The following is a 23,122-nucleotide window of genomic DNA, read 5'->3' as shown; positions in this document are numbered from 1 at the left end:
TGATCGGAATCGGAACGCCGAGCAGCCAGAGTAGAATACCTCGTCCCATTTCTTCCTCCTGCAAGTAATCTTCAGTGCTTGTAGGTAATTCCCGGATTCGGCTTTCGTTCCACCCACGAGCAGAGCTCTGAGACAAAGGCCGGTTTCGCCTCGACTCCGAGCGCTTGATTGAGGCAAAGGCCCGTCCCCGTTGTGAAAAAGGGCCGATCCTCGTCGACGAATTCACCGGCTCCTCTCTTGCCCGCTGACCGGGCTTCGCCATGGTCGACCGATCAGAAACCCGCCCGGCCAGAGCTGGCGGATTCCATTTTGGCCTTTTGAAACGGCACAAGTCTGTCGCGGAACAAAGGCCGGGAATAGCGGTTCGGGCCCCATCAAACAGCAAGGAGCCTTCAGCCATGAGCTTGCGTATGTTGCTCGTTCCATCGACGGCCGTCGCGTTGATGCTTGCCCTTCCGGCCTTCGCGGCCGACGACGCGCAGACCTTCGTCGACAAGGCTGCCATCGGCGGGATGTTCGAAGTGGATTCCAGCAAGATCGCGCAAGACAATGCGAAGGATCAGCAGATCAAGGATTTCGCCAAGCGGATGATCACCGACCACGGCGCGGCGAACGCCAAACTGCAGAAGATCGCCGCCGAGCAGAAATTGCAGGTACCGACGCGCTCCGATGCGGAGCATAAGAGCGATCTGGAACGGTTGCAGAGCACGACGGCCTCGCTGGATCAGCCTTACGTGGAGATGCAGCGCAAGGCACATGCGGACGCGGTCGGCCTGTTCGAGGCCTACGCCAAGGACGGAGACAATCCCGCGCTCAAATCTTTCGCGGCGGAAACCCTGCCGACACTGAAAATGCATCAGGACATGATCGAGAAGATCGCCCGCGCCAGCGCGAGCATGCCGGCGGTCAAATCGGCATCGACACCCAAACCACCCGCTCCGGTTCCCGGCGCAAACAGCTTCACCGAGGCGCAGGCGAAGAAGCGCATCCAGGATGCCGGTTATGCTGACGTGTCAGCGCTCGCCAAGGACGAGCAGGGCATCTGGCGTGGCCAGGCGACGAAGGACGGCAAGGGCACCTCCGTTGCACTCGATTATCAGGGCAACGTCTTCGCCGGCCAACAATAGACAGGAGAACCGACATGCAAACGATGACCGCGCTGTTCGACGACTATGACGACGCCGCTGACGCGGTAGGCGAGCTGGAATCCATTGGCGTCCCGTCATCCGACATCAGCATCATGGCCAACAATGCCCGCGGCTGGTATCGAAACACGCCATCCCCGGCCGCCGAGGATGCCGCCAGCGGCGCCGGTATCGGCGCGGTCGTGGGCGGCGCCGGAGGCTTGGCAACAGGCCTAGGCGCCATGGCGATACCTGGCGTCGGGCCGGTCGTCGCGGCCGGCTGGCTGGCGTCGACAGCCGCGGGCGCCGTCGCCGGAGCGATTGTGGGCGGCGCGGCCGGCGGCATTATCGGCAGCCTGACCGATGCCGGCGTGCCGGAGGAAGACGCGCATGTCTATGCCGAAGGCGTCCGCCGCGGCGGCACGCTAGTGACGGCTCGCGTCGAGGACGACCTCGCTTCGGAAGCCCGGGAAGTCCTTCACAGCTCCGCGTCGGTCAACATCGCCGACCGCCGCAGCGAATATGAAGCGGACGGGTGGGCAGCCTTCGATCCGGCTGCCGGCGATTACTCGGCTGAGGATGTCGAGCGGGAAGCGGCGCGCCGAAGGGCGACCTAACCTCGCCGTCGGCGGCCACAACAGACGCAAAGCCAGCCAGGAGTTCGACATGAGACGGGTGCTTCTGCCACTGATATTGGCTGCGGTGGTCCTGGTGCTCTGTTATTGGGCCTTCGTCTATGTCGGCACAGGCTGGCAAACAGCGCCCGTCAAACGGACGCCAGAGCAAAACCAGGGCGGGAACGCGCCGCAGGATACCTCGCCGGCCGCCGGCATCACGAAGAATCCGCAGGATGCCAGCAAGATGCCGGGGGCTCAGTGACAGTTCGAGCGCGATATCCGTTCTTTCCTAGAGGCCTATTCGCGCGCGATGAATTTGTTGAAGCGGCTGATGGTACCCTCCGCGGTCATGTCCTGGTGGACGAACGCCAAATTGTCGTCGTCCAGCACTTTGAAGAAGTCTTCCCATTCGATCGGTCTCAGATCTTCGTCGCCTGCGCCGAAATCGACCCGCAGGATCGCGCCCTTCCCCGCCCCGGCGACGACGGCAGGCCTGCCCTCGCGCGCCTCGATCCAAGCTCGGATCACTTCGTGATTTGAGGTCGTCATAGCCTCGCTCATTGCGGCCTCCTGGTTGACAGTTCCCGCTATCTCAGAGGAACCCGAAGATATCCCGCTTGTTCCCCTGCGCCCGGTTCGGGAGCGACGCGGCGATCCAGACGAAGAAGGCCCGCTGCCTGCATGCGGCAACGGGCCATGGGCCTGATGGGACCCTGGATCGCTAGAGGGAGGGCGATCGGCTTTCGAACCGGCAGGCGACAGAAATGTTCCGGAGAAAGTTTCACGTTTCCAGCGCGTCGGGTACTGGGAAAACTTTCTTCGGCATTTTCGGTGTCGCCTCGCGCCCGCTGAAATGATGTTGCCGAACGGCAATCGGGACGAATGTTTCAGCCGCCGGAGCGGGCATGCCCTGGCTTGGCTATCTTGGACCTTCATCCGATACTTCCCCTGCCCCGGTCGCTTGGGAACTGTCCGATTTTACCCGCGAGAACACACGAACCGGCGCTTGCCTCGGTGCCGGGGCGCGAGATTTTCGGCGCCACCATCGCGGCAGGAACTCGGCAATCAGGCTTTGAATTATGCCCTTCATCCGATCGCCTCATGGAAGGTTTGGAGACGAACAACTGCCGGCCATGATTGTTCCGCATCGTCGCGATCGGAACGTCGCAGTCGACAATCAATTCGGGCGGGTCTTGCGCGTCCGCAACGCTATCGCGGCGTCGAGCTTACGCGCCAGTGCCAACATTCGAGACGGTGCATTCTCGCATCTCAGCGCCTCCAACGCGACGCTCGTCTCGCGCTCCGGCGTCGTGATCTTGGAGGGCTCCTCCTCCGATCCGAGCACTTGACGAATCTTGCGTGTCACGGCCGTTCCCCTAACATGGGTTAATGCCTTTCTCACTAACCCACTGATGGGAAAAAGGTTCCTGTCTCGCCAGTCTGCTGGACCGACGAACTTCCTCTCGGGGCAGCTGTCCCGAATATCGTCGGCGCAGCCTATTGCCTGCCGAAGCTTGTCAGGAAGCTCTCCAGCGCCTCTCGGGTCTGCTCAGGCGCCTCGCGGGTCGGAAAGTGGCCGACGCCCGGCAGAAGCTCACGTTCGTAGCTTGCCGAGAAATACTCCTCCTTGCCTTCGGACGAACCCGGCAGAACGACGCGGTCGTCATCGCCATGAAGGACCAGTGTCGGCACCGAGATGACCTTCGCCTCAACCTGCTTGCGCGCGAGTTCAGCGTAGCGCGGATCGGGATCCGCCTCCCCCCAGCGCACGCGATAGGAATGCAGCGTCACATCCCGCCAGTCCGGATTTTTGAAGGACTTCGCCACACGTTCAAACAGCGCGTCGTCAAACCAGCCTGGCGGGCTCCAGCTGCCCCATTGGAATCGCGCGAAGGAATGGCCGTGCTGTCGCACGAACTCCTCGCCGCGCTCGGTCGCCATGAACCAATGGTACCAGAAGGCCCTCGCCTGCTCCAAAGGGGGCGTCGGAAGCGAGCCGGGTTGCCATCCCAGCGAAAGCGCCGCGCAGCATCTTATCCTCTGCGGAAAGACGGAGGCGAGCAGGTAGGCGATGCGTGCCCCCCAGTCGTGGCCGACAACCGCGAATCGTTCAAGGCCGATGGCATCGGCAAAGTCGAGCGCGTCCTGCGCCATGGCGGCGATCTCGCCTGAGCGCATCGTTTCGCTGGAGTGGAACACAGTTCCTCCAAACCCGCGCAGCCATGGCGCGAAGGTGCGAAAGCCCGCGGCGTGAAGAAATGGCGACACGTCCACAAAAGTGGTCGCATCGTCGGGCCAGCCATGAAGGAGCAGCACAGGCGCTCCGTCCTCGGATCCGCCGCTCACATAGGCGACCCGCAGCAGCGGCGTGTCGCAGAAAACAGGCTCTTCCACAGACCCTCCTCAGAGCAGCACATTGCAGTGGCCGCCCAACCCCTTGCAATCGGGTTTGTTCCTTGTGACCGCCGGCCCGGCCCGATCCGACGAGGGAACCAACCGTGGTCTTGCCGGTTCGGAAGCCAACAGCGGAGCCTCGCCATGCCCAACGCAGCCGAAATCCTCGTCGACACCCTGATTGCCTGGAACGTCGAAGTCGTGTTCGGCCTGCCCGGCGACGGCATCAATGGCGTCATGGAGGCGCTGCGCAAAAACCGGGACAGGATATCCTTCGTCCAGGTGCGGCATGAGGAATCGGCCGCTTTCATGGCTTGCGCCTACGCCAAATGGACAGGCAAGCTCGGCGTGTGCCTCGCAACGTCGGGGCCCGGCGGTACTCACCTTCTCACCGGCCTCTACGACGCCAAGCTCGACCAGGCGCCGGTGCTGGCAATTACCGGCATGCAGTTCCATGACCTGATCGAGACATTCACGCAACAGGATGTCGATCTCACCCGCGTCTTCAACGACGTCAGCGTCTACAACGTCCAGGTCTCGGACGCGGCGCATATGGAGAACGTGGCAAGCCTCGCCTGCCGCACCGCGCTCGCCCGCAAGGGCGTCGCCCATCTTTCAATCGCCAGCGATATCCAGGAACAGCCCGCCGACGCGGCCAAGCGATCCAAGCGCAACCGGCCGGCGCACACGCCGCAGGGCATGTTCGCTCCTCACTGCGTCGCGCAAGACGCGGAGTTGGACAAGGCCGCGGCCATTCTCAACGACGCAGCGCGCGTGGCGATCCTTGCGGGACGCGGAGCGATCGGCGCGGCGGCCGAGCTTGAAGAATCGGCGCGGCTGTTGCAGGCGCCGGTGGTCAAGGCGCTGCTGGGCAAGGCGGTGCTGCCGGACGACCATCCTTACACCACTGGCGGCATTGGCATTCTGGGCACCTTGCCATCGCAGGAGGCGATGGAAGCATGCGACGCCGTGCTCATCGTCGGCTCGACCTTCCCCTACATCGAGTACTACCCCCGGCCGGGCAAGGCGCGTGGCGTCCAGATCGATTGCGATGCGCAGCGCATCGGCCTGCGCTTTCCGGTCGAAGCCGGTCTGGTCGGCGATGCGGCGGAGACCTTGCGCGCCCTCAACAAGCGGCTGAAGCAGAAAGCTGACGGCGGGTTCCTGGCGACGGCGCAAAGCTCGATGCGCAAATGGCGCGAGATGATGCGCCAGTCCGAAGACGCCTTGGCTCATCCTCTCAAGCCGCAACGCGTCGCGCGCGCCTTCGGCGAACGTCTTGCGGAGAATGCGATTCTGGCCACCGATTCCGGTCAGAACACGGAGCTTGCCGCCCGTCATGTCGATCTCCGCGCGGGGCAAGCCTTTAGCGTTTCCGGTGCGCTTGCCTCCATGTCCTGCGGCCTCAGCTATGCGATCGCCGCCGGGATAGCCTTTCCCGGCCGCCCTATCGCGGCGATCGTCGGCGATGGCGGGCTCGCCATGCAACTGGGCGAGTTTTCGACGGCCGTGCGCTATGGCATTCCGCTGAAACTCCTGGTCATCAAGAACAACATGCTGAACCAGATCGCCTGGGAGCAGATGATGTTCCTCGGCAATCCCCAATTCGGCTGCGAGCTGCAGCCGATCGATTTTGCCAAGGCCGCCGAGGCGATGGGTGGAAAAGGGTTCAGCATCGAGCGGGCGGAGGAGGTCGAGCGCGTGCTCGACCAGGCTTTCGCCGCCAGCGGGCCGGTGATCATAGAAGCGCTCGTCGACGCCTATGAGCCGATGATGCCGCCGAAAATGCCGCCCGATTACGCCAAGAACTTCCGCAAGGCGCTGCCTCGGACTCCGGGCCGCGACCAGATCGAGGAAAACGTGGCCCAGGAGCCAGCCAAGACGATGATGGAGGCCGGCGAATAGGCGGGAATTCTGACACTCGACCATTCCCGCCAGCGCCGTCGAATGTCGATGTGCATCTCGGCCGCCGCGGCACCCCGGATCGGGAAATCCTGGCGGCGATGCGGCAGGTTCCGCGTGAAGTCTTGATGGACCGGGCTACGAGGAATGGTCATCAGGGAAACCAGCGCCTGAAATCCAAAAAATCCGAGCGACGCTGATATGAAATGATCCCGGCATCGGCACCTCTAAGGGCACTTTCAAGGAGCCATCGCGGGACACGGTCGAAGGCGATGTGAAACGACTTCACATCGCGGCCTGGATCGACCCGAGGCAGAAAGTTCGAACAACAAATAAGCCTAGTTGTTCTATGACGCGCATTCGATATGGCAGCATTGTTGGTTTCAGGTGTAATCGACAAGAAGTTATGGATAGCACCTGCCACTCTGGAACATCGACAGGGATTTCTTGTTTGAGACATATCGCAATCAGGCGATCAAACAGGAGACTTCCCCATGATTAGACTTCTCTCGGCTTCCGCTGTCGCAATTGTCCTGGCTACATCCGCAATGGCCCAATCCAGCGGCTCTGGAACCAGTGGCAACGGGTCTGGAACAGGCACCACGACCGGAACCAACGGCATGAACAACAACGGCAATGGCGGCACGGTCGATCCCAACGCCACAAACAGCACGACCACAAAACCGTCCGGCGGCATGGGCGACCGGTGCAAGGACGCGGCTGGCAACGACATCGACAACAATACCGCTAGCGGCAACACCACATCCAACATGCAGAATTGCAACAAGTAGCCGTTCGTGCCTGTAGCTTTCGCACACCGAGGAGGTCCGCCTGTGTCGAGGACGGGCCTTCTTGGTCGCGATTTGGGATCTAACCGCTGCGCCTCACATCCCGCGGTCCGGAACATAAAGGCAGAAGGAGTGCTGGGAACTGGTGTCGCCCCCGGGCTTGCACTCGTGAAAATATTCGTCACGTGATCGCTTGATGCGGTGGTCGCTGTAGGGGATCAGCTCGCCGGTCGAGAGTTGGTAGCCGTATTTCGTCTCTTTCACGTCCGAAGGTGGGGCCTGATAGCAATCCACTCCGGCGCAGCAGGAAGGATCGTACTGCCAGCCCGCCGGCGCCTGGTGCGCCGATGCCGGGGCACAAAGAGAACCTGCCAAGAGGCTTGCCGGCAAAACCAGCCAAGCCGTCGTTCGGCGCTGAACAGGCGGGCGACATGTCATCGCGCCCGCTCGTTTCCGGAAATGTATGCTTGGGGCTTTTCTGTTCATCGTCGGTCCGCCGTTTTACAGCAACCGGATGGTCTCGGAGCCTGGCTACTCGCCGCCTCGATGCCGGAACCGGCGGAGACGATTGCTACCGAACTTAGAATTCAAAGCTATGTTCCAGGGGGCGCGCCGCCGTTCATTCCTTTACATACGCGCCGGGTTGACGGCCGCTCCTGGGCGCCTTGGCGTCCTTGGAATGCTCCGCGACAGCGGGACCTGCCCCTGAGCTCTTTTCCGTCGCCGTGCTTGGCGTCGGCTGTCGCGGCGGATTGCGGCCCTCAGATTGACGGGTCTTGTCCTCGACCTCGCCCTGCTTGCGGCTGAGGCCCGGATCGACAAGGGGCCTTTCATTGCCGGCGGCGTCCTGGGAAAATTCGTCGCTCGGATCCGGATCGGTATTGGCGGGATATTTCGTGGCGCCGGTCTCGCGACGGTTCTGACTGTTCTTCATGACTCTATCTCCGGTTGGATGAAAGATAACACCGGCGCGAGAGCGGCGTTCCCAACTGCCGGGCAGTCCGTTTCAAGTCCGGTGGAACAAACCTCCAGGCATCCGATTAGGCGCAGACAATGCAGTTCAGCCGTGCGAGAGGAGCCAGGCATGGACAGGGAAGAACGCATCAGGCAACGCGCCCATGAGATCTGGGAGCGTGAAGGCCGCCCCGAGGGCCGCCAACAGGAACACTGGGATCAAGCCGTGCAGGAGATCGAGTCGGAAGGTTCGGAAGTCGAGCGCGGTCCGGTGGCACCCGATCCCGCGGTTGGCGCCGGCTCTGATCCGGCCGCCAACCGGCCAGGCGGCTGAAGCAGGTCGGCCCGGGGATGCGTCGTATCCTAATTGCGCTCGGCATTCTGGTGATCGTTCTGGTCGCCGTTTGGGTCTGGGCTGACCAAAACGGCGGGCGCCCGAGCGGTGGCGCCCAGCAGCCCTCGCCGCACGCTATCGACCAGAATGGCTGAGAGGATCAGCCAGCCTCAGCGCGTCGCCGTATCGCCGGGCTCATGCCGCCTCGCCTTGTCAGGCACCAACCGGCCTGAGTTGGCGCGCAGGCCTCTGAAGAACTCTTCCACATAGGGCAGCAGCTCGAACAGCACGATCACGATCATCACGACGGCAATGTATATCACCGGCAGTTGCTGTTCTTTCCAGGTCAAATCGAAGCGAGCCTTTTCCGTTCCGGCGCCGAACAGCGCCAGGAATTGGCCCCAATGCAGCGCCACCACTATGACCAGCCCCATCAGCGGAATCATTTCCAGAAAGCTGTGCACGTGCTGCTCGACGGGACTCACCGTGCGAGCCGTGATCGCATAGCGGACGTCCCATATCGCCGTCGCTTCGTGAATGAAGAAGGTGACGATCATCACGGCGATGACCAGGGCGTTTACCTCCAGGAACATTGCCGCAAGCAGCGGGATTCCAACCTCGGCGAACATCAGCAAGTGAATGAGCGATTCCTTCGCACCGGTCGTCGATTCGATATGGGTGGCGCGATGGCAGAGCCAGTCGGCAAAGCCCGCAACCAGCCAGACCGGCAGGATGAAGTACATCAGGATGAGGACCATGGGATCGGCCACAACACGCCGCAGCTCCCTGTCTGCCGCCGTTCTTCGCGTCGCGCCTGAACTTTGCAGCCTCGCGATCGAGCACGTTCGGCTCGTTGCCGTATTTCAGGATCAGCGCCAGCGCCAACCCGCTTGGAATTCTCGTTCTTTCCGCAAGGTCGCGGATACGGTCGGTATCTTGGCGCTCGCTGTCTTCCCTGGAAGCTTCGCCCTGCGGCGTCATGGGTCCTCGTTCCCGGCCGACTCCCGCCTGGTGTCGAACCGCCGGCCGGCGGAATGGTTCCATAGCTGTCAGATCCGGCGCGGCGAACCGCCGGAACGGTTCACCCATCGCCGCGTTCTACCAGTTGGCTTTCCTGCGACCTCATGAATACACGCGTCGGTTGCGACGCGACCACTGAGATCTCACCAACGTCAAAACATGAATTTCAGAATATGAACTAAGGAGCTTCGTGTGCGAAACCTCAGGGGACTTCACCTCTTGATCGCGGAGGACGAGTGGCTGCTGGCCAGCGATCTGGCGACCTTCTTCGCTGGGATGGGCGCTATCATCCTCGGACCGGCAGCGACAGTGGAGCAGGCCGGGCGACATGCAAAAGCGGCGGACGCAGCGATTCTGGATGTCAACCTGCATGGTCGCCTCGTCTTCCCGGTCGCGGACGAATTGATGCGGCGCAACGTGCCCTTCGTCTTCTTCAGCGGTTATGACGAGATCGCCATCCCCGAGCGTTTGCGTTTCGCGAGCAGCCTGAGCAAGTCGTCGAACGGCGCCGTCGTGGTCGATGCGCTGTTCCCGCCGGAACCCTTTGCGGAGCCGGTGACCGTCGCGCAGCCGGCGCCCGCGGCGGAGGACGTCGTTGCGCTGCTCCCCAAGCTCCGGCTCACCGCGCGTCTGCTGCTGGACGATGCCGGCGCTTCCGACCGCCTTGTCGAGCACACTTTGGAGCAGGCGCTTGAAGATATCGACAAAAGGCCCGCCGGGTCATCGATCGCCGACTGGCTGAACACCATCATGCGCAAGATAGCGCGGCTGCGCGGAGCTTGTCTGCTGCACTAATCGCAAGCAGCCGAGCCGCCGGCGACCTGCGCTCGCCTGGCGACCAGCATTCTCAATGCGTCAGGCGGCTTCTGAGCCAGGCAATGATCCGGTTGCCTTTTATGATCCGACGGACCCGCGCGGCAGCCCAGCTGGCCTGCATCGTCGCGCCGGCATGGCAGCTGCACACGACGTCATGCAATTGCCAATCGGACAATTCGAAAAAGCGCTTCGCCTCGCCGTAGGTGTCGGACTGCAAACCGGCCGCGCGCAGCAACGGATCATCGAAAGCAACCGCGAGCGGCGATCCGTCCGCCCGCACCTTTTCGCGAACCTCGGGATCGACATATTCAGTGCCCGTCAGCGCGGAGAGACACCGAAGCGGATTGCGGTCCAGCAGTTCCGCCCACCGCTCGATCCGCTGCGTTCTCGTGGCAAGGGGGATCAATCCAAGCCGGTCGACGACCGCCACCGATTGAAGTTCATATGAGGTTTGATGCTTCATTGCTGTCTCCTGTGGTTTTGGCGGCGACATCTGTACAGCGGCGCGGCAGGCCTGCCGGGCCTGAAGCCCGCGCTTGCAAGGGACAGGCGCAGACCGATCAGGTGTTGCCCACCGATCTTCGACAAACGCCTGGCATGGCGTCTGAGGCGAACCCCAACTGCCAGTCATCCCCTATGTTCCCGCCATCCTTCGCGACGAGCCTGGGCCGGCAGCGAACGGAACTTCGTGCAGGTTGCAGGGTTAAACATCTGACCTGTCGCTGAACCGCGATGATGCCGTCACCCCAACGGAACACTTCTTACAGCCCAGTTTGGAGGCTCGTAGCGGAATGGCCCGTTCCAAAGGTCTATCCAACCATAACATCATCGTCATCGGCGCGTCGGCCGGCGGAATCGAGCCGTTGAAGCAGATCGTCGCCAACCTTCCGGCCGATCTGCCGGCGGCCATCTTTGTCGTGTTGCATATCGGCCAGGTCAGCTGCCTGCCGGAGATCCTGGACCGCGCGGGCACGCTCAAAACGCAGCCGGCAACGAACGGCGAAGAGTTCAGGACCGGCTGCATCTATGTCGCGCCGCCCGGGTTCCATCTTCTCCTTCACGATGATCATATGATGCTGCGGCGCGGCCCGCGCGAGAATCTTGCCCGGCCGGCCATCGACCCCTTGTTCCGCTCGGCGGCGCTGAGCTACGGCGCGAGCGTCATCGGGGTTCTGCTGTCGGGCGCGCTTTCTGACGGCACCGCCGGGTTGAGGGCCGTCAAATCAGTCGGCGGGCTGGCAGTCGTCCAGCACCCCAAGGACGCGCTGGTGCCGGCAATGATTGAAAGCGCGCTGCGCTATGTCGAGGTCGACCACTGCCTGCCCGCTGCCGAGCTCGGCCCTTTGCTGGCAAAACTTGCGGTCGAGCCGGCCGGAGAATCCTTTCCTCCCCCGCCGGCGGTTAGATTGGAAGCGGCCATTGCCGCGCAGGAGCATTCGACGATGCAGGAAGCGGATCGACTTGGCGAATTGTCGGTGTTCACATGCCCGGAATGTCACGGGCCGTTGTGGGAGATCGAAGACGGTGACATGCTGCGCTATCGGTGCCATACCGGGCATGCCTTCACCACCGACGCGGTGATGGAGATGCAGGCGGTGGAGGCCGAAGAGATCCTGTGGAGCCTGCTCCGCTCGCATCAGCAGCGGGCGGCGTTTGCCAGGCGTATGGCAGAGCGGGAGCGGGCGAAGCGCCGCTCCGGACTCGCCGCCGAAATGGGCAGGCGGGCGAAGGAATATGAGGCGGATGCCGCTGTGATCGAACGCATCCTCGGAAGCAGGCGGGTTTAGGTAAGGGGCAATGGCGAAGTCAGCGCGGAAGGCAAGTACTCACAAGGCAAGGGTTAGTTCGCGCGACGACGAAAAGCAGCCGGCGTCCTTCCCCATTGTCGGCATCGGCGCATCGGCGGGTGGCATCGCGGCATTGCGGAGCTTTTTTCCCGAAGTGCCCGCCGACAGCGGCTTCGCCTATGTCGTCATCCAGCATCTCGACGCCGAGCATGAAAGTGCGCTTGCCAGCATCGTCCAGCGCTCAACCGCGATCGCAACGCAAACAGTTGCCGAAAGCGTAGAGGTCAAACCCGACAACATCTACGTGATCCCGCCAGGTGTTTCGGTGAGGATTGAAGAGCGGCGCTTTCACTTGGTCAAGATCGCGGCCGCGCGCGACAGACGGGCGCCGATCGACGATTTCTTCATCTCGCTTGCGCAGGAGCAGGCCGAGAACGCCGCCGGGATCATTCTTTCCGGAACCGGCAGTGACGGCACCGTCGGCTTGAGGGCCATCAAGGAGCGCGGCGGGCTGACGCTTGCGCAAGAGAGCGCCGAATATGACGGCATGATGCGCAGCGCCGTCCAGAGCGGCCTGGTCGACATGGTGCTTCCGGCTGAGGAGATGGCCGGCAAGCTGGTCAGCTATTTCACCCACGCGAGCCGCACCGAAACCGAGCGGGACCGGCGCAAGCGCGAAGTGACCGAACAGCTTTCGCGCATCGCCGCCCTGCTTCGCTCGCGCACAGGACATGATTTCAGCGGCTATAAGGACAACACCATTTTGCGGCGCATCCAGCGCCGCATGCTGGTGCTGCAGATCGACGATCCCACCGTCTTCTACCAGCGGCTACGCGAGGACCCGCAGCAGGTTGATCTTTTGTTCCAGGACCTGCTGATCGGCGTCACCAGCTTCTTCCGCGACCCGCAGGCTTTCGACGCTCTCGAGCGTGTGGTCATTCCCCGGCTGTTCGAGAACCGCAAACCCAGCGAGACGATCAGGGTATGGGTGCCGGGCTGCGCCACAGGCGAGGAAGCCTATTCGATCGCCATGCTCTTGAAGGAGAACGCGCCGCGCGGCGCCGCCTCGCCTAACCTACAGATCTTCGCCACCGACATCGACGAGCGCGCGCTGGAAGTAGCGCGCGCCGGCCGCTACTCGGCGACGATCGCGCCGGACATAACGCCGAAGCGGCTGAAGGAGTTCTTCTCGCGCGAGGACGGTACGTACCGCATTTCCGCCGACCTGCGGGAGATCTGCCTGTTCTCAGTGCACAATCTCTTGCGCGATCCGCCCTTTTCAAAGCTCGACCTGATCGCGTGCCGCAACCTTTTGATCTATATGGGCCCGGAACTGCAGGAAAAGATCGTCCCGATCTTTCACTACGCCTTGCGCAACAACGGCTATCTTCTTCTCGGTTCCTCGGAGAACGTCACGCGCCATCCACAGCTGTTCTCGACGGTGGATAAGACAAGCCGCATCTTCCAGAGGCGCAACGGGGCCACGGCACATCGGTTGCCGGAATTCCCGCTTGTTACAGCGGCGAGATCGACGGATCCAAGTGCGCGCCGGCGGGCAACGGCCGGAACCCTGCAGGAAATCGCGGAGCGTTTGCTCGTCGAGCGCTATTCGCCGGCCTACGTGATCGTCAATGCCGCCGGCGAGATGATGCACAGCTCAGGCGGCACGGGCAAATATCTGGAGCTCGCTGCCGGCGCCCCCAGCCACAACGTCTTCTCCATGGCGCGTCGCGGGTTGCGCATGGATCTGAGGGCCGCGCTCCACAAGGCCGTAAGCACCGGACAGGTGGCGGTCCAGAACAAGATCAGCATCGGCACCAATGGCGGGCGTCAGACGATCAGCCTGGCTGTGCAGCCGCTTCCGGGCGATGGTTCTTCCGACCCGCTCTTTATGCTGGTCTTCCGGGATGTCGGCGGGATCAAGCCGGAAGCCGAGGACGAGGCCGTCCACACAACCGACGACGTCGAAAGCGCCAATGTCAGTCAGCTCGAAAGGGAGCTGAGGGAAACCAAGGAGCGTCTGCAGATCACGACGGAGGAGCTCGAATCCTCCAATGAGGAGCTGAAATCCTCGAACGAGGAGCTTTCCTCGATCAACGAGGAGCTGCAGTCGTCCAACGAGGAATTGGAGACCTCGAAAGAGGAGCTCCAGTCGATCAACGAGGAGTTGCACACCGTCAATGCCGAGCTCAGTCTGCGCGTCGACGAGCTCACCCGCGCCAACAACGACATGGCGAACCTGCTCGAAAGCACGCAAATCGCCACCATCTTCCTCGACCGCGACCTCTGCATCAAGAACTTCACGCCGACCGCGCGCGACCTGTTCCGGCTGGTGGAAAGCGATGTCGGACGGCCGCTGGCGCATGTCCGTCCGCGCTTCACTGCCGACGGCTTGCAGGCCGACATGGAACAGGTGCTGCAAAGGCTTGGCACGATCGAGCGGCAGGTCGAGGGCATGGACAACGGCCAGAGCTATATCATGAGGGTGCTGCCCTACCGGACAGTCGACAATATCATAGCGGGCGTCGTCGTCACCTTCGTCGACATCACCCAGATCACGCAGGCCGAGAAAAGGATCGGCGCGCTCTCGCATGACCTGCGCAACCGCGGCGAAAGCCTGGGAGCCCTGCTCGATCTCGTGCCGATCGGCATCTTCATCGCCGAGGATGGCGCCGGCGTGGAGATCCGCGCCAACCGGCGCGCGGCGGAGCTGTTGGGTCGGCCCGCTACCGGCACCAAGCTGATATCCGTGCCCGCGATCCTGCCGCTGACTTTCAATGGAACCAAGGTAGGCACCGATGACCAGCCGCTGCTCAAGACAATGCGCACCGGCAGGGCAATTCCGGGCTATGAAGCGAGGATCCAGCATGAGGACGGTACCGCAATCGACGTTATGATGTCGGCCAACCCGCTGTTCGACGAAAAGGGCAAGGTCCGCGGCGCCATTGCGGCGCTGGTCGACATATCCAGTCACAAGGAGGCCGAGCGCAGCCAGGAAAGGCTGCTGCACGAATTGCAGCACCGCGTGAAGAATATCCTGGCCACGGTCACCGCGCTGACGTCCCGCATGGTTCGCACATCCAGTTCGATGGGCGATTTTTTCACGTCCTTCCAGCAGCGGCTGCAGGCAATGGGTCGAACGCACGACGTGCTGTCTTCCTACAACTGGACGGATGCCGATCTCGAGCAGTTGCTGCGGGCAGTCCTGTCGCCTTACAGCAGCAAGGAGCGCCAGAATATCATCATCCTCGGAAGCCCTTTGCAGCTGGGCGCGAGCGCGGCCGCGACACTCGGCATGGTATTCTTCGAGCTTGCCAGCAATGCCGCGAAATACGGAGCCCTATCGACAGAGGACGGTCGCGTCGAAGTAGCCTGGAACACCGACAAACCGGGCATTCTGTCAATCCGCTGGAGGGAAATCGACGGACCTGTCGTCGAAGAGCCGCTAAGGAGGAATTTCGGAACGACCTTCATCCAGCAAAGTTTGGAGTACGAGCTGGGAGGGAAGGTCGATCTGAGGTTCGAACGCTCCGGACTTGAATGCGACATAGAAATTCCGCTGGCGTCAGGCACGGGTCGCTGACATTTGCCGCTGAGCGATGAGGAGTGGACACAACATGCTCTTGTCCGGCTTGAATGTCCTTGTGGTCGAGGACGTGTTTATGCTTGCGGAGGACCTCACCGACCAGTTGACCCAAGCAGGATGCACAGTGATCGGCCCGGCACCCACGGTCAGACAGGCGCTTGCACAAATCGAGGGCGTTGCTCTGGACGGAGCCGTGCTGGATGTGAATCTTCGAGGCGAGCAAAGCTTTCCCCTGGCCGAGCATCTCACGCTCGGCGGTGTCCCTTTCATTTTCCTCACCGGCTACGACAGCGTCACCGTCTTTCCCGACCGGTTTCGCGACAAGCCCAAGCTGTCGAAGCCAGTCGATTACAACCTGTTGATCGAAGCGGTGTCGCGGTTCCGCAAGAGCGATGCGCCGGACTGAGAAAGCCTCACCTACGACATGGTGCGATCGCCTATCAACCGGCTCGCAAGCTCGACCAGATGCCGGATCGGCGCAGGCTTCAGCAGAAAAGGCGCGCCATGGAAGACAGGCGACTGGAAGGCCGGATCGTAGCCCGAATGCACGACGAAAGGCACACCCGCCTCCTTGAGTCGAGCGGCGGCGGTTCCCCTTTGGCCGTCGAGCAATTGGATGTCGATGATGGCCAGATCGGGCTGGTTGTCGTCCAGCCAGGTCGCGGCTGCCCGTTCCGAGGCCACGCAGGCCACCTCGTAGCCGAGCGCTTTTAAGCCATCCGCCACGTCGCAAGCGATCAGATATTCGTCTTCAATGATCAGTGCCAGGGGCGCTTGCATGACGATTTCCTCTGACACGCTTACCTCCTCCTGGCACACGGCTTGTTGTACTCCGCCGGCCCGGGAAGCGCACGACGTTTCGTCCGCAAACGGCTGCGCGGCTGCCGATAGGATTCGGGCCGGCTTGGTCCAGGCCTGCGTCCTCGCCCCGGCTGAGCCGGATCACATCGAGGTCTGACAAGGCCGCGCGGGCCTCGAACAGGCGAAGAAATTCCGGCCTCAGCCCATCGCCGCGTGCGGCGGCAATCGCGTGCAGGGGCATAAAGGTCTTTATCGTCCGATCTTTCACAGACTTGCCTCCATCACAATGCGGCGGCCTTTTCCCGCCTTGCCTCATCGAAATCGACCGACAAGATTACGTCGCCGTCGCCGCCGCGAACCCGAACCGCCCAGCCGTCCCGCCGAGCTTCGGTAGCCGGATCGTCGAGAAGATCGATCGCCGAGCGCAACGCTTCATCATGAACAGCTTCGAGATTGGGCAATTCCACCCCTTCAAGCCGCCTCAAACTGCCACCCTCGCGATATTCGAATGTATAGAGATCCTGGCCCACGTCGGTTGGCCTCTCGACGGCGGGCCGGACGGCATCCACGGACCTGTCCTGGCTGCCTTGCGCAGACCGGCCGCCGAATGCCGCGCACTGAATCATCAACTCTTTGGCGCGATCGACAAGCGCGGCATCGCCGGGCAACGGGTCGGACACAACCATGGTGACAGCGATCTTTTCCCCGCCCTCGCCGAGAAATTCGATCGTCACGTTTCCAGGACCGGCATGTATCGCTGTGTCGAGAACTTGCATTCCTGCCTCTTCATCTCCCTGTCGAGGATACAAAGCTCCCCTGCTCCTGAAAGTTCCGCCGGAGTTCACGAATCGACTTGGATAGCAGCGCCCGACATCCCGCAACGCTCGCGATGAACTGCAAGGCAGCGCCTTATCGATATCCGTCTTAATGGCGCGGTTGGAACAGCGGGGCGGGAAGCAGGTTTGGAAACAAAGGAGGCGCCGAATGTCACCCAACCAACGCACGCCCGCCGAAGCCCGCGGCGAAATCCAGGCCGGCAGGACTCAGGACAAGACCCCTGGGTTCGACCCTGCGGCGGCGCCGCAGGAGACGGATGCCGAGGCCGGCGATGTCCCGACTTCCGCCAAGCCGGCAGGGCCGCGCGAACCGAGCTTCACCAACCAGGCAAGCTTTGCCAACGCGATGCGGCCGCCAGAGAACGCGCCCGGCCTGCAGCCGCGAAGGAACGGCCCGGTGCTGGTGATCGTGGCGCTGGTCGTCCTGGCCGCGGTTGTGTTTCTGCTCGCCGCGATCTTCCGCCAGGTATGAAAGGAACATCGTTCCCCGTCCCAGGTTTGATAGCGCAAGGAGGTAATTGCGATGCCGCGCTTGAGAAGTTTGTTTCGTCATCTATGGCGCTGGAAAGCGCAGCCGACCACGGACCCGTCTCCGGTGGACGCCATCGTGCGGCTGCTCCGCGACGCCGAAAGGCAAGGCAGATCCCGGCGTTCGGGATAACGGCTGAAAGCGTTCCTCGGCTAGCGTCTCCGGCGGATCGAGCAATCGCCGCAGTCAGTCCTCGTCATAGATATGCTCGTGGATGATGCCGAGGATCTGCAGCTTCACCGTTTCGCGGGCCTCCGGCCGCACGAAGGGCATTAGAAGGTTGACCGTCTCCTCCACCCGCCGCGGCAGGTCGGCGCTCGGATCGCTCAGATAACTGCCATGGGCGTACAGGTTTTCGGTCAGCTTCTTGTTCAGGTCGGAAAAGAGTCCCATGGTCATTGCTCCTTGCTGATCCAACAGCCGGAGCGCCCACGCGGTTCCCACTGCCGACGCCATTCGGGAACCCCGCGCCGGGGATGGCTACGATCTTGGAGCGACGCCCAGGCCGACGGACAGCCGCTCGATTGAGCGCAGCGCGGAATAGATGCGGCAGCCCGACCCCGCCTGCCGCGCGCCATTATAGGGCCTCCTCCCCCCAACGGCGCCAGGTTTTCGGCCTCTCAACCTTTCTGGCTGCGCTCGACGAACTTGTTGAAGCGGCTCGTTCCACCGCTGCCGGCTTTATCCTGATGCAGGAAGGCGAGATCGTTCTCGTCGAAGATGCGGAAGAATTCGTCCCATTCGATTGGCTCGAGCGTGTCTTCGGGCTCGCCGAAGTCGATGCGCAGAATGCCGCCCTTGCCTTTCGTGCGAACGACAGCCGGCTGGCCATTCCGTTCTTCTACCCACTTGCGGATTTCGTCGTGGTTGGTGGTCGTCTTGGCCTCGGACATGGACTTTCCTTTCTGCAGCGGGGACCCATGAGCGGTCCTAACGGCAGCCAAAAGGCAATGTTCCAGATGGTGGAACGGCTCCCTGTCGAAGCTGCGGCACCTCCTGCGACGGGAACTTTGTTGAAGCAGGGAACAAACCTTTTGCCGCGCAGTTCGGGGCGCCGGAGCCAAGTCCACAAGGGAGTCATCGTGAAACGTGTATTGGTTACGGGAGGTTGCGGCTTCATCGGCCGCCACGTCGCCCAGGAACTCACCGACCATGGCTATCAGGTGCGCCTGCTCGATGCGCTTATCGATCAGGTGCACGGCGCCGAAGCCATCAACCTCCCTGCGGGGGCGGAACTGATCAAGGGCGACGTGCGCGACCGCGACACTGTCGCCGAAGCGGTTTCCGACGCCGATGCCGTGATCCATCTGGCGGCCGAGGTTGGCGTCGGCCAGTCGATGTACGAGATCGCCCGCTATGTCGGCGCGAACGATCTCGGCACCGCGGTGCTGCTGGAGACATTGATCAAGCATCCGGTCGAGCGGATCGTCGTGGCGTCTTCCATGAGCATCTATGGCGAAGGCCTCTATCAGACTCCGGACGGCGAGCGGATCGACAATGCGCGCCGAAAGCCTGCCGATATAAAGGAGGGCCGCTGGGATTTGGTATCGGCGACCGGCCGACCACTGTCGCCTCTTCCGACGGACGAGGAGAAGCGGCCCGATCTCGCCTCGATCTACGCGCTGACCAAATATGCGCAGGAACGCGCGGTGCTGATCTTCGGCCAGGCCTACGGCGTCGATGCCGTTGCACTGCGCCTGTTCAACGTGTTCGGCGCCGGACAGGCGCTTTCCAATCCCTATACCGGGGTCCTCGCCAATTTCGCTTCGCGCCTCGCCAATGGCAAACAGCCGACGATCTTCGAGGACGGCGAGCAGAAGCGCGATTTCGTCCATGTGCGCGATGTCGCCACCGCGTTCCGCCTGGCGCTGGAGCAACGCCAGGCAGCCGGCCACGCCATTAACATCGGCAGCGGCCGCGCCTATTCGATCAGCGATGTGGCCCGGCTGCTTGCCAAGGCCATGGGCGTTCCGAAGCGCCCCGCCGAAATTCTCGGCAAGGCGCGCTCCGGCGACATACGCAACTGCTTCGCCGACATTGCCAAGGCGCGCGAATTGCTCGGCTTTGAGCCGAAGCATCGACTGGAAGATTCGCTCGGCGAATTCGCGGCATGGGTTCGCAACAGCGTCGTTATCGACCGGGGCGCCGACATGCGGCGCGAGCTGGAAGAGCGGGGATTGGTCTCATGACCCAGGGCCACCGGCATCCGCGCAAGGCACCGATAGCCGTCATTGGCGGCAGCGGCTTCATCGGCTCCAACCTGGCCGACAGCCTGCTATCCGACGGCGAGGCCGTGCTGGTCGTCGACAATCTCAGCCGCCCGGGCGTCGAGCAGAATCTCGACTGGCTGGCGCAAAAGCACGGCGACCGGCTGAGCGCCAAAATCGTCGACATACGCGATGCCGGCGCACTGGCAGCGGCGCTGGCGCCGGCAAAGGCGATCTTTCACCTCGCCGCCCAGACCGCCGTGACGACCAGCCTGACCGATCCCGCGCAGGATTTCGACATCAATCTCAAGGGCACGTTCAACGTGCTGGAGACCGCTCGCAGCACCGGCGCCCCGGTAGTCTTCGCCAGCACCAACAAGGTCTATGGCAGCCTGCCCCAGATCGCGGTGCGGCAAGCCGATGATCACTACGAGCCGCTCGACGAGAAGGTGCGTGCGAGCGGGGTCGATGAGAAGGTAGGCCTTGATTTCTGCACGCCCTATGGCTGCTCGAAGGGCGCGGCCGATCAGTATGTGCTCGACTATTCCAAATCCTACGGACTGCCGACAGCGGTGCTGCGCATGAGCTGCATCTACGGGCCGCGCCAATTCGGCACCGAGGACCAGGGCTGGGTCGCGCATTTTCTTCTCAGCGTCTTGTCCGGCCGGCCGATTACCGTTTACGGCGACGGCAGGCAGGTGCGCGACATCCTGCATGTGTCCGATGCCGTAGCCGCCTATCGCGGCGTGTTGGCCAGGATTGAGGCCCTCAAGGGCCAGGCGTTCAACCTGGGCGGCGGCCCGAGCAATGCGGTCAGCCTGCGCGTGCTGCTGGCGGAGATCGCCGACATGACGGGCAGCGATGTCGCGCTTCGCCACGACCGCGAGCGCGTTGGCGACCAACCCTTCTTCGTCGCCGACACGCGCAAGCTGCAAGCAGCGATCGGCTGGCAGGCGCGTGTCCCATGGCGCGAAGGCGTCAGCGATCTCGCCAGCTGGCTGCTTCGGCATCGGCTCCAACCGCACCCCGAAGCCGCGAGGTACGTCGCATGAAGGTAGCGCTGGTCAATCCTCATTGGACATACGAGCACAGCATCTATTTCGGCTGCCGCCAGCCGCATCTGCCGCTTGAGCTCGGCTATTCGAAGGCGATGCTGGAAGCCGAAGGGCACGACGTGCTGATGCTGGACGGCTTGCTGCAAGGGCTGGACAACGCCGCCCTTGCGGAAAGCGTTGCGGCTTTCGGACCGGACATGACCGTCGTGACAACCGCGCCGACCTATCTGTTCTGGCGCTGCGCGCCGCCCGAGCTGCGCGTGCCGGCGGAATTCCTCAATCATCTCGCCGGGCGCGGCGGACGCACGGTGGCGGTCGGACCGCATGGCTCGGCAACACCGGCGCCGACCCTGCGCAAGCTCGGCGTCGATGTCGTCGTGCGCGGTGAATGCGAGGAGGTCGTGACGGAGCTTGCACGGCATAGCGACTGGAGCAAGGTTGCGCATACGGCCCGGCTCCAGGACGACTTTCCAGTGTGCAATGGCGGGGTCCATGCCAGCCCGTTCGTCGATCATCCTGCGCTCGCTTGGCCATCCGACTGGATCGCCGCGCATGGCCACCACCACCACAGGTTCGATGCCCACCAGAAGGGCGCCGGCGCCGAGGTGGAAGCGTCGCGCGGCTGCCCCTATAATTGCAGCTTCTGTGCCAAGATCGATTTCCGCGATGCGTATCGGCGCAGGAAGCACGATGCCGTCATAGCCGAGATCGACGGTTTGATCGCTCAAGGGGTCGGCTACATCTATTTCATCGATGAAATCTTCCTGCCGCAGAAGGCGTTGCTGGAAGCGCTGGTCGACCGCGATATCCAGTTCGGTGTCCAGACCCGCATCGACCTGTGGAAGCCGGATCTGCTCAAGCTGCTCGGCGAGGCCGGCTGCGTCTCGATCGAAGCCGGCCTTGAAAGCCTGACCGTCGAGGGCCGTGCGATGCTCGCCAAGCGATGCCGGCTCGACACGGAGGATCTGGCCGCGCTTTTGGTCGATGCCCGTCGCCACGTGCCTTTCGTTCAGGCCAATCTGATCGGCGTGGTCGAGGACGACCCGGCGCTGGTGGACCATTGGCGCAAGCACCTCATCGATCACGGCGTTTGGGCGAACGAGCCCGTGCCGCTCTATCCCTATCCGAGTTCGCCCAGCTACCGCGAACTCTGGGGCGAGCCCGACGATATTGCCTGGGAGCGAGCGCATGAGCACTACCTCGCCTCCTTCCGATCCTTCAGCGACATCCAGGACCAGCGTCCGCATGCGCTGGCTGAGTTGGAGTCCTCATGCTGCAATCACTGACCCATCGTCCGCGGCGCATTCTGATGACGACCGACGCCGTCGGCGGAGTCTGGCGCTATTCGCTCGATCTGGCGCGAGAGCTGGCGGCCAGCGGCGACAGCATTGTGCTTGCCGGGCTGGGACCCGAGCCTTCCCCCGAACAGGCCCGGGAGGCGCGGTCCTTCGCCACGCTGGTTTGGCTGAAATGCCCGCCGGATTGGATGACGCGCGACACGAAAGATCTCGACCGGTTGCCCAGCGAATTGCAGGAGCTTGCGTCGGACTATGCAATCAATCTCATACACCTCAATGCGCCGGCGCAGGCAGCCGGTCTCGAACTGACTTGTCCGATCGTCGCGGTATCGCATTCCTGCGTGGTCACATGGCTGCATGCAGTGCGGGCGCAAGCGCCCGAGGGCGATTGGGCTTGGCAACGAGAGCGCAACCGGGCCGGATTCGACCGCGCCGAAGCCATTGTCGCGCCGAGCCGAAGCCATGCCGCCATGCTCGGAGCCTGCTACGGCCCGATCGCGGGCTTGAGCGTCGTCCACAATGGCGCGCTCCCCGGGCCGGCAGGCGCGCATCGCGAGTCCTTCGTTCTCGCTGCCGCCCGCTGGTGGGATGAGGGTAAAAACGGGTTGGCGCTCGATGCCGCGGCTGCCTTGTGCGGCCCTCCCGTTTTCGCCGCAGGCGAAACGGAAGGCCCGGACGGACAGCGCCTGTTCTTCGACAATTGCATCTCGCTCGGCTCGATCAGCCATTGCGAGGTTCGGCAATTGATGGCGCGGGCCAGCATGTTTGTCTCGCCGTCCATCTACGAGCCTTTCGGGCTGGCCGCTCTGGAGGCAGCCTCTGCGGGCACGCCCCTGGTGCTGGCGGACATCGCGACCTACCGCGAGATCTGGGACGGAGCAGCGACGTTCTTCGACGCGCGCGATCCCCATGCGCTTGCCGGCTGCATCGCCAGGCTCTCGCATGACGAAAGCTTGCGGCGCCATTTCGGTCAGCGCGCCGCCCGACGAGCGCGCAAATTCTCGCTCAGCGCCCAGACGGCGCGGATGCGAGAGGTCTACGATCGGGCGGCGACGGCCATGGCAGGGCTTTGAC

The 23,122-nt window shown here is 62.9% G+C and carries 25 protein-coding genes; 15 read left to right on the top strand and 10 right to left on the bottom strand.

Going from position 1 to position 23,122, the window contains the following annotated elements:
* Window positions 1-398: 398 nt before the first annotated feature.
* The 3 genes from LB520_RS19120 to LB520_RS19110 are packed head-to-tail and all read left to right on the top strand — an operon-like array spanning window position 399 to window position 2,003.
* Window positions 399-1,127, top strand: a complete 729-nt coding sequence (locus LB520_RS19120; RefSeq protein WP_224638554.1) for a DUF4142 domain-containing protein — start codon at window positions 399-401, stop codon at window positions 1,125-1,127.
* A 14-nt stretch (window positions 1,128-1,141) separates the two neighbouring features.
* Window positions 1,142-1,741, top strand: a complete 600-nt coding sequence (locus LB520_RS19115) for a hypothetical protein (RefSeq protein WP_224638489.1) — start codon at window positions 1,142-1,144, stop codon at window positions 1,739-1,741.
* Window positions 1,742-1,790: 49 nt separating this feature from the next.
* Entirely contained in the window at window positions 1,791-2,003 is a 213-nt protein-coding gene (locus LB520_RS19110) for a hypothetical protein (RefSeq protein WP_224638488.1), read from the top strand.
* A 35-nt stretch (window positions 2,004-2,038) separates the two neighbouring features.
* On the opposite strand, the gene LB520_RS19105 is transcribed toward LB520_RS19110, so the two are convergent.
* The 3 genes from LB520_RS19105 to LB520_RS19095 form a co-directional block, all read right to left on the bottom strand.
* On the bottom strand, window positions 2,039-2,302 hold the full coding sequence (locus tag LB520_RS19105) for a hypothetical protein (RefSeq protein ID WP_095768848.1): 264 nt from the start codon (window positions 2,300-2,302) through the stop codon (window positions 2,039-2,041).
* 616 nt (window positions 2,303-2,918) lie between these two features.
* Window positions 2,919-3,107 (bottom strand): hypothetical protein, encoded by a 189-nt coding sequence (locus LB520_RS19100; protein WP_224638487.1) that lies wholly within the window; start codon window positions 3,105-3,107, stop codon window positions 2,919-2,921.
* A 131-nt stretch (window positions 3,108-3,238) separates the two neighbouring features.
* Window positions 3,239-4,135: an alpha/beta fold hydrolase gene (locus tag LB520_RS19095; RefSeq protein ID WP_224638486.1), complete on the bottom strand. Its 897-nt coding sequence runs from the start codon at window positions 4,133-4,135 to the stop codon at window positions 3,239-3,241.
* 144 nt (window positions 4,136-4,279) lie between these two features.
* Here LB520_RS19095 and LB520_RS19090 point away from each other — a divergent pair, with 144 nt between their 5' ends.
* Both LB520_RS19090 and LB520_RS19085 read left to right on the top strand, forming a co-directional pair.
* On the top strand, window positions 4,280-6,040 hold the full coding sequence (locus LB520_RS19090; RefSeq protein ID WP_224638485.1) for a thiamine pyrophosphate-dependent enzyme: 1,761 nt from the start codon (window positions 4,280-4,282) through the stop codon (window positions 6,038-6,040).
* Between the two features lie 617 nt (window positions 6,041-6,657).
* A complete protein-coding gene (locus LB520_RS19085) occupies window positions 6,658-6,828 on the top strand; it encodes a hypothetical protein (protein ID WP_224638484.1) in 171 nt (56 codons plus the stop codon).
* Between the two features lie 616 nt (window positions 6,829-7,444).
* Here LB520_RS19085 and LB520_RS19080 read toward each other — a convergent pair.
* Window positions 7,445-7,759 (bottom strand): hypothetical protein, encoded by a 315-nt coding sequence (locus LB520_RS19080; RefSeq protein ID WP_224544268.1) that lies wholly within the window; start codon window positions 7,757-7,759, stop codon window positions 7,445-7,447.
* Window positions 7,760-7,909: 150 nt separating this feature from the next.
* Here LB520_RS19080 and LB520_RS19075 point away from each other — a divergent pair, with 150 nt between their 5' ends.
* Window positions 7,910-8,113: a DUF2934 domain-containing protein gene (locus LB520_RS19075; protein ID WP_095768854.1), complete on the top strand. Its 204-nt coding sequence runs from the start codon at window positions 7,910-7,912 to the stop codon at window positions 8,111-8,113.
* Between the two features lie 170 nt (window positions 8,114-8,283).
* On the opposite strand, the gene LB520_RS19070 is transcribed toward LB520_RS19075, so the two are convergent.
* Window positions 8,284-8,871, bottom strand: a complete 588-nt coding sequence (locus LB520_RS19070) for a diguanylate cyclase (protein WP_224638483.1) — start codon at window positions 8,869-8,871, stop codon at window positions 8,284-8,286.
* A gap of 481 nt (window positions 8,872-9,352) precedes the next feature.
* Here LB520_RS19070 and LB520_RS19065 point away from each other — a divergent pair, with 481 nt between their 5' ends.
* A complete protein-coding gene (locus tag LB520_RS19065) occupies window positions 9,353-9,928 on the top strand; it encodes a response regulator (protein WP_224527718.1) in 576 nt (191 codons plus the stop codon).
* Between the two features lie 52 nt (window positions 9,929-9,980).
* On the opposite strand, the gene LB520_RS19060 is transcribed toward LB520_RS19065, so the two are convergent.
* Window positions 9,981-10,412, bottom strand: a complete 432-nt coding sequence (locus LB520_RS19060) for a hypothetical protein (RefSeq protein ID WP_224629475.1) — start codon at window positions 10,410-10,412, stop codon at window positions 9,981-9,983.
* A 328-nt stretch (window positions 10,413-10,740) separates the two neighbouring features.
* Here LB520_RS19060 and LB520_RS19055 point away from each other — a divergent pair, with 328 nt between their 5' ends.
* Genes LB520_RS19055 through LB520_RS19045 form a run of 3 tightly spaced genes read left to right on the top strand, consistent with a single transcriptional unit; the run spans window position 10,741 to window position 15,728 of the window.
* Window positions 10,741-11,736: a chemotaxis protein CheB gene (locus tag LB520_RS19055; protein WP_224638482.1), complete on the top strand. Its 996-nt coding sequence runs from the start codon at window positions 10,741-10,743 to the stop codon at window positions 11,734-11,736.
* A gap of 10 nt (window positions 11,737-11,746) precedes the next feature.
* Window positions 11,747-15,319, top strand: coding sequence for a CheR family methyltransferase (locus tag LB520_RS19050; RefSeq protein WP_224638481.1), 3,573 nt, complete (start codon window positions 11,747-11,749; stop codon window positions 15,317-15,319).
* Between the two features lie 34 nt (window positions 15,320-15,353).
* Window positions 15,354-15,728, top strand: coding sequence for a response regulator (locus LB520_RS19045; protein ID WP_140696581.1), 375 nt, complete (start codon window positions 15,354-15,356; stop codon window positions 15,726-15,728).
* An 11-nt stretch (window positions 15,729-15,739) separates the two neighbouring features.
* Here LB520_RS19045 and LB520_RS19040 read toward each other — a convergent pair whose 3' ends face one another.
* Both LB520_RS19040 and LB520_RS19035 read right to left on the bottom strand, forming a co-directional pair.
* The gene (locus tag LB520_RS19040; protein WP_095768859.1) at window positions 15,740-16,102 is read right to left on the bottom strand and encodes a response regulator; all 363 of its coding nucleotides are present in this window, start codon (window positions 16,100-16,102) and stop codon (window positions 15,740-15,742) included.
* A gap of 302 nt (window positions 16,103-16,404) precedes the next feature.
* Entirely contained in the window at window positions 16,405-16,899 is a 495-nt protein-coding gene (locus LB520_RS19035) for a DUF6894 family protein (RefSeq protein ID WP_224638480.1), read from the bottom strand.
* 208 nt (window positions 16,900-17,107) lie between these two features.
* On the opposite strand from LB520_RS19035, the gene LB520_RS19030 reads away from it, so the two are divergent.
* On the top strand, window positions 17,108-17,431 hold the full coding sequence (locus tag LB520_RS19030) for a hypothetical protein (protein ID WP_140542275.1): 324 nt from the start codon (window positions 17,108-17,110) through the stop codon (window positions 17,429-17,431).
* Window positions 17,432-17,674: 243 nt separating this feature from the next.
* Here the strand turns inward: LB520_RS19030 and LB520_RS19025 are convergent, their stop codons facing one another.
* A complete protein-coding gene (locus tag LB520_RS19025) occupies window positions 17,675-17,881 on the bottom strand; it encodes a hypothetical protein (protein ID WP_095768905.1) in 207 nt (68 codons plus the stop codon).
* Window positions 17,882-18,108: 227 nt separating this feature from the next.
* The gene (locus LB520_RS19020) at window positions 18,109-18,381 is read right to left on the bottom strand and encodes a hypothetical protein (RefSeq protein WP_140833344.1); all 273 of its coding nucleotides are present in this window, start codon (window positions 18,379-18,381) and stop codon (window positions 18,109-18,111) included.
* A 189-nt stretch (window positions 18,382-18,570) separates the two neighbouring features.
* Here LB520_RS19020 and LB520_RS19015 point away from each other — a divergent pair, with 189 nt between their 5' ends.
* From LB520_RS19015 to LB520_RS19000, 4 genes are read left to right on the top strand one after another with little or no spacing between them, the layout of a single operon-like run.
* Window positions 18,571-19,677, top strand: coding sequence for an NAD-dependent epimerase/dehydratase family protein (locus LB520_RS19015; RefSeq protein ID WP_224638479.1), 1,107 nt, complete (start codon window positions 18,571-18,573; stop codon window positions 19,675-19,677).
* Window positions 19,674-20,747 (top strand): NAD-dependent epimerase/dehydratase family protein, encoded by a 1,074-nt coding sequence (locus LB520_RS19010; RefSeq protein ID WP_224638478.1) that lies wholly within the window; start codon window positions 19,674-19,676, stop codon window positions 20,745-20,747. Before LB520_RS19015 ends, LB520_RS19010 begins: the two co-directional genes overlap by 4 nt.
* A complete protein-coding gene (locus tag LB520_RS19005) occupies window positions 20,744-22,036 on the top strand; it encodes a TIGR04295 family B12-binding domain-containing radical SAM protein (protein ID WP_224638477.1) in 1,293 nt (430 codons plus the stop codon). Before LB520_RS19010 ends, LB520_RS19005 begins: the two co-directional genes overlap by 4 nt.
* Window positions 22,021-23,121, top strand: a complete 1,101-nt coding sequence (locus LB520_RS19000) for a glycosyltransferase family 4 protein (protein ID WP_224638476.1) — start codon at window positions 22,021-22,023, stop codon at window positions 23,119-23,121. Before LB520_RS19005 ends, LB520_RS19000 begins: the two co-directional genes overlap by 16 nt.
* Window position 23,122 lies beyond the last annotated feature (1 nt).

Origin of the sequence: Mesorhizobium sp. CA12, from assembly GCF_020165255.1 — a bacterium.
Taxonomy (GTDB): Bacteria; Pseudomonadota; Alphaproteobacteria; order Rhizobiales; family Rhizobiaceae; genus Mesorhizobium.
Note: the sequence above shows the minus strand (reverse complement) of the source record. Positions and strands in the feature narration are given on the sequence as shown.

Bases quoted from the DNA above. Each gene is read 5' to 3' on its own strand.
- LB520_RS19120 (WP_224638554.1), top strand. From the start codon at position 399: ATGAGCTTGCGTATGTTGCTCGTTCCATCGACGGCCGTCGCGTTGATG.
- LB520_RS19115 (WP_224638489.1), top strand. From the start codon at position 1,142: ATGCAAACGATGACCGCGCTGTTCGACGACTATGACGACGCCGCTGAC.
- LB520_RS19110 (WP_224638488.1), top strand. From the start codon at position 1,791: ATGAGACGGGTGCTTCTGCCACTGATATTGGCTGCGGTGGTCCTGGTG.
- LB520_RS19105 (WP_095768848.1), bottom strand. From the start codon at position 2,302: ATGAGCGAGGCTATGACGACCTCAAATCACGAAGTGATCCGAGCTTGG.
- LB520_RS19090 (WP_224638485.1), top strand. From the start codon at position 4,280: ATGCCCAACGCAGCCGAAATCCTCGTCGACACCCTGATTGCCTGGAAC.
- LB520_RS19085 (WP_224638484.1), top strand. From the start codon at position 6,658: ATGAACAACAACGGCAATGGCGGCACGGTCGATCCCAACGCCACAAAC.
- LB520_RS19080 (WP_224544268.1), bottom strand. From the start codon at position 7,759: ATGAAGAACAGTCAGAACCGTCGCGAGACCGGCGCCACGAAATATCCC.
- LB520_RS19075 (WP_095768854.1), top strand. From the start codon at position 7,910: ATGGACAGGGAAGAACGCATCAGGCAACGCGCCCATGAGATCTGGGAG.
- LB520_RS19070 (WP_224638483.1), bottom strand. From the start codon at position 8,871: ATGGTCCTCATCCTGATGTACTTCATCCTGCCGGTCTGGCTGGTTGCG.
- LB520_RS19060 (WP_224629475.1), bottom strand. From the start codon at position 10,412: ATGAAGCATCAAACCTCATATGAACTTCAATCGGTGGCGGTCGTCGAC.
- LB520_RS19055 (WP_224638482.1), top strand. From the start codon at position 10,741: ATGGCCCGTTCCAAAGGTCTATCCAACCATAACATCATCGTCATCGGC.
- LB520_RS19050 (WP_224638481.1), top strand. From the start codon at position 11,747: ATGGCGAAGTCAGCGCGGAAGGCAAGTACTCACAAGGCAAGGGTTAGT.
- LB520_RS19045 (WP_140696581.1), top strand. From the start codon at position 15,354: ATGCTCTTGTCCGGCTTGAATGTCCTTGTGGTCGAGGACGTGTTTATG.
- LB520_RS19040 (WP_095768859.1), bottom strand. From the start codon at position 16,102: ATGCAAGCGCCCCTGGCACTGATCATTGAAGACGAATATCTGATCGCT.
- LB520_RS19035 (WP_224638480.1), bottom strand. From the start codon at position 16,899: ATGCAAGTTCTCGACACAGCGATACATGCCGGTCCTGGAAACGTGACG.
- LB520_RS19030 (WP_140542275.1), top strand. From the start codon at position 17,108: ATGTCACCCAACCAACGCACGCCCGCCGAAGCCCGCGGCGAAATCCAG.
- LB520_RS19025 (WP_095768905.1), bottom strand. From the start codon at position 17,881: ATGGGACTCTTTTCCGACCTGAACAAGAAGCTGACCGAAAACCTGTAC.
- LB520_RS19020 (WP_140833344.1), bottom strand. From the start codon at position 18,381: ATGTCCGAGGCCAAGACGACCACCAACCACGACGAAATCCGCAAGTGG.
- LB520_RS19010 (WP_224638478.1), top strand. From the start codon at position 19,674: ATGACCCAGGGCCACCGGCATCCGCGCAAGGCACCGATAGCCGTCATT.
- LB520_RS19005 (WP_224638477.1), top strand. From the start codon at position 20,744: ATGAAGGTAGCGCTGGTCAATCCTCATTGGACATACGAGCACAGCATC.
- LB520_RS19000 (WP_224638476.1), top strand. From the start codon at position 22,021: ATGCTGCAATCACTGACCCATCGTCCGCGGCGCATTCTGATGACGACC.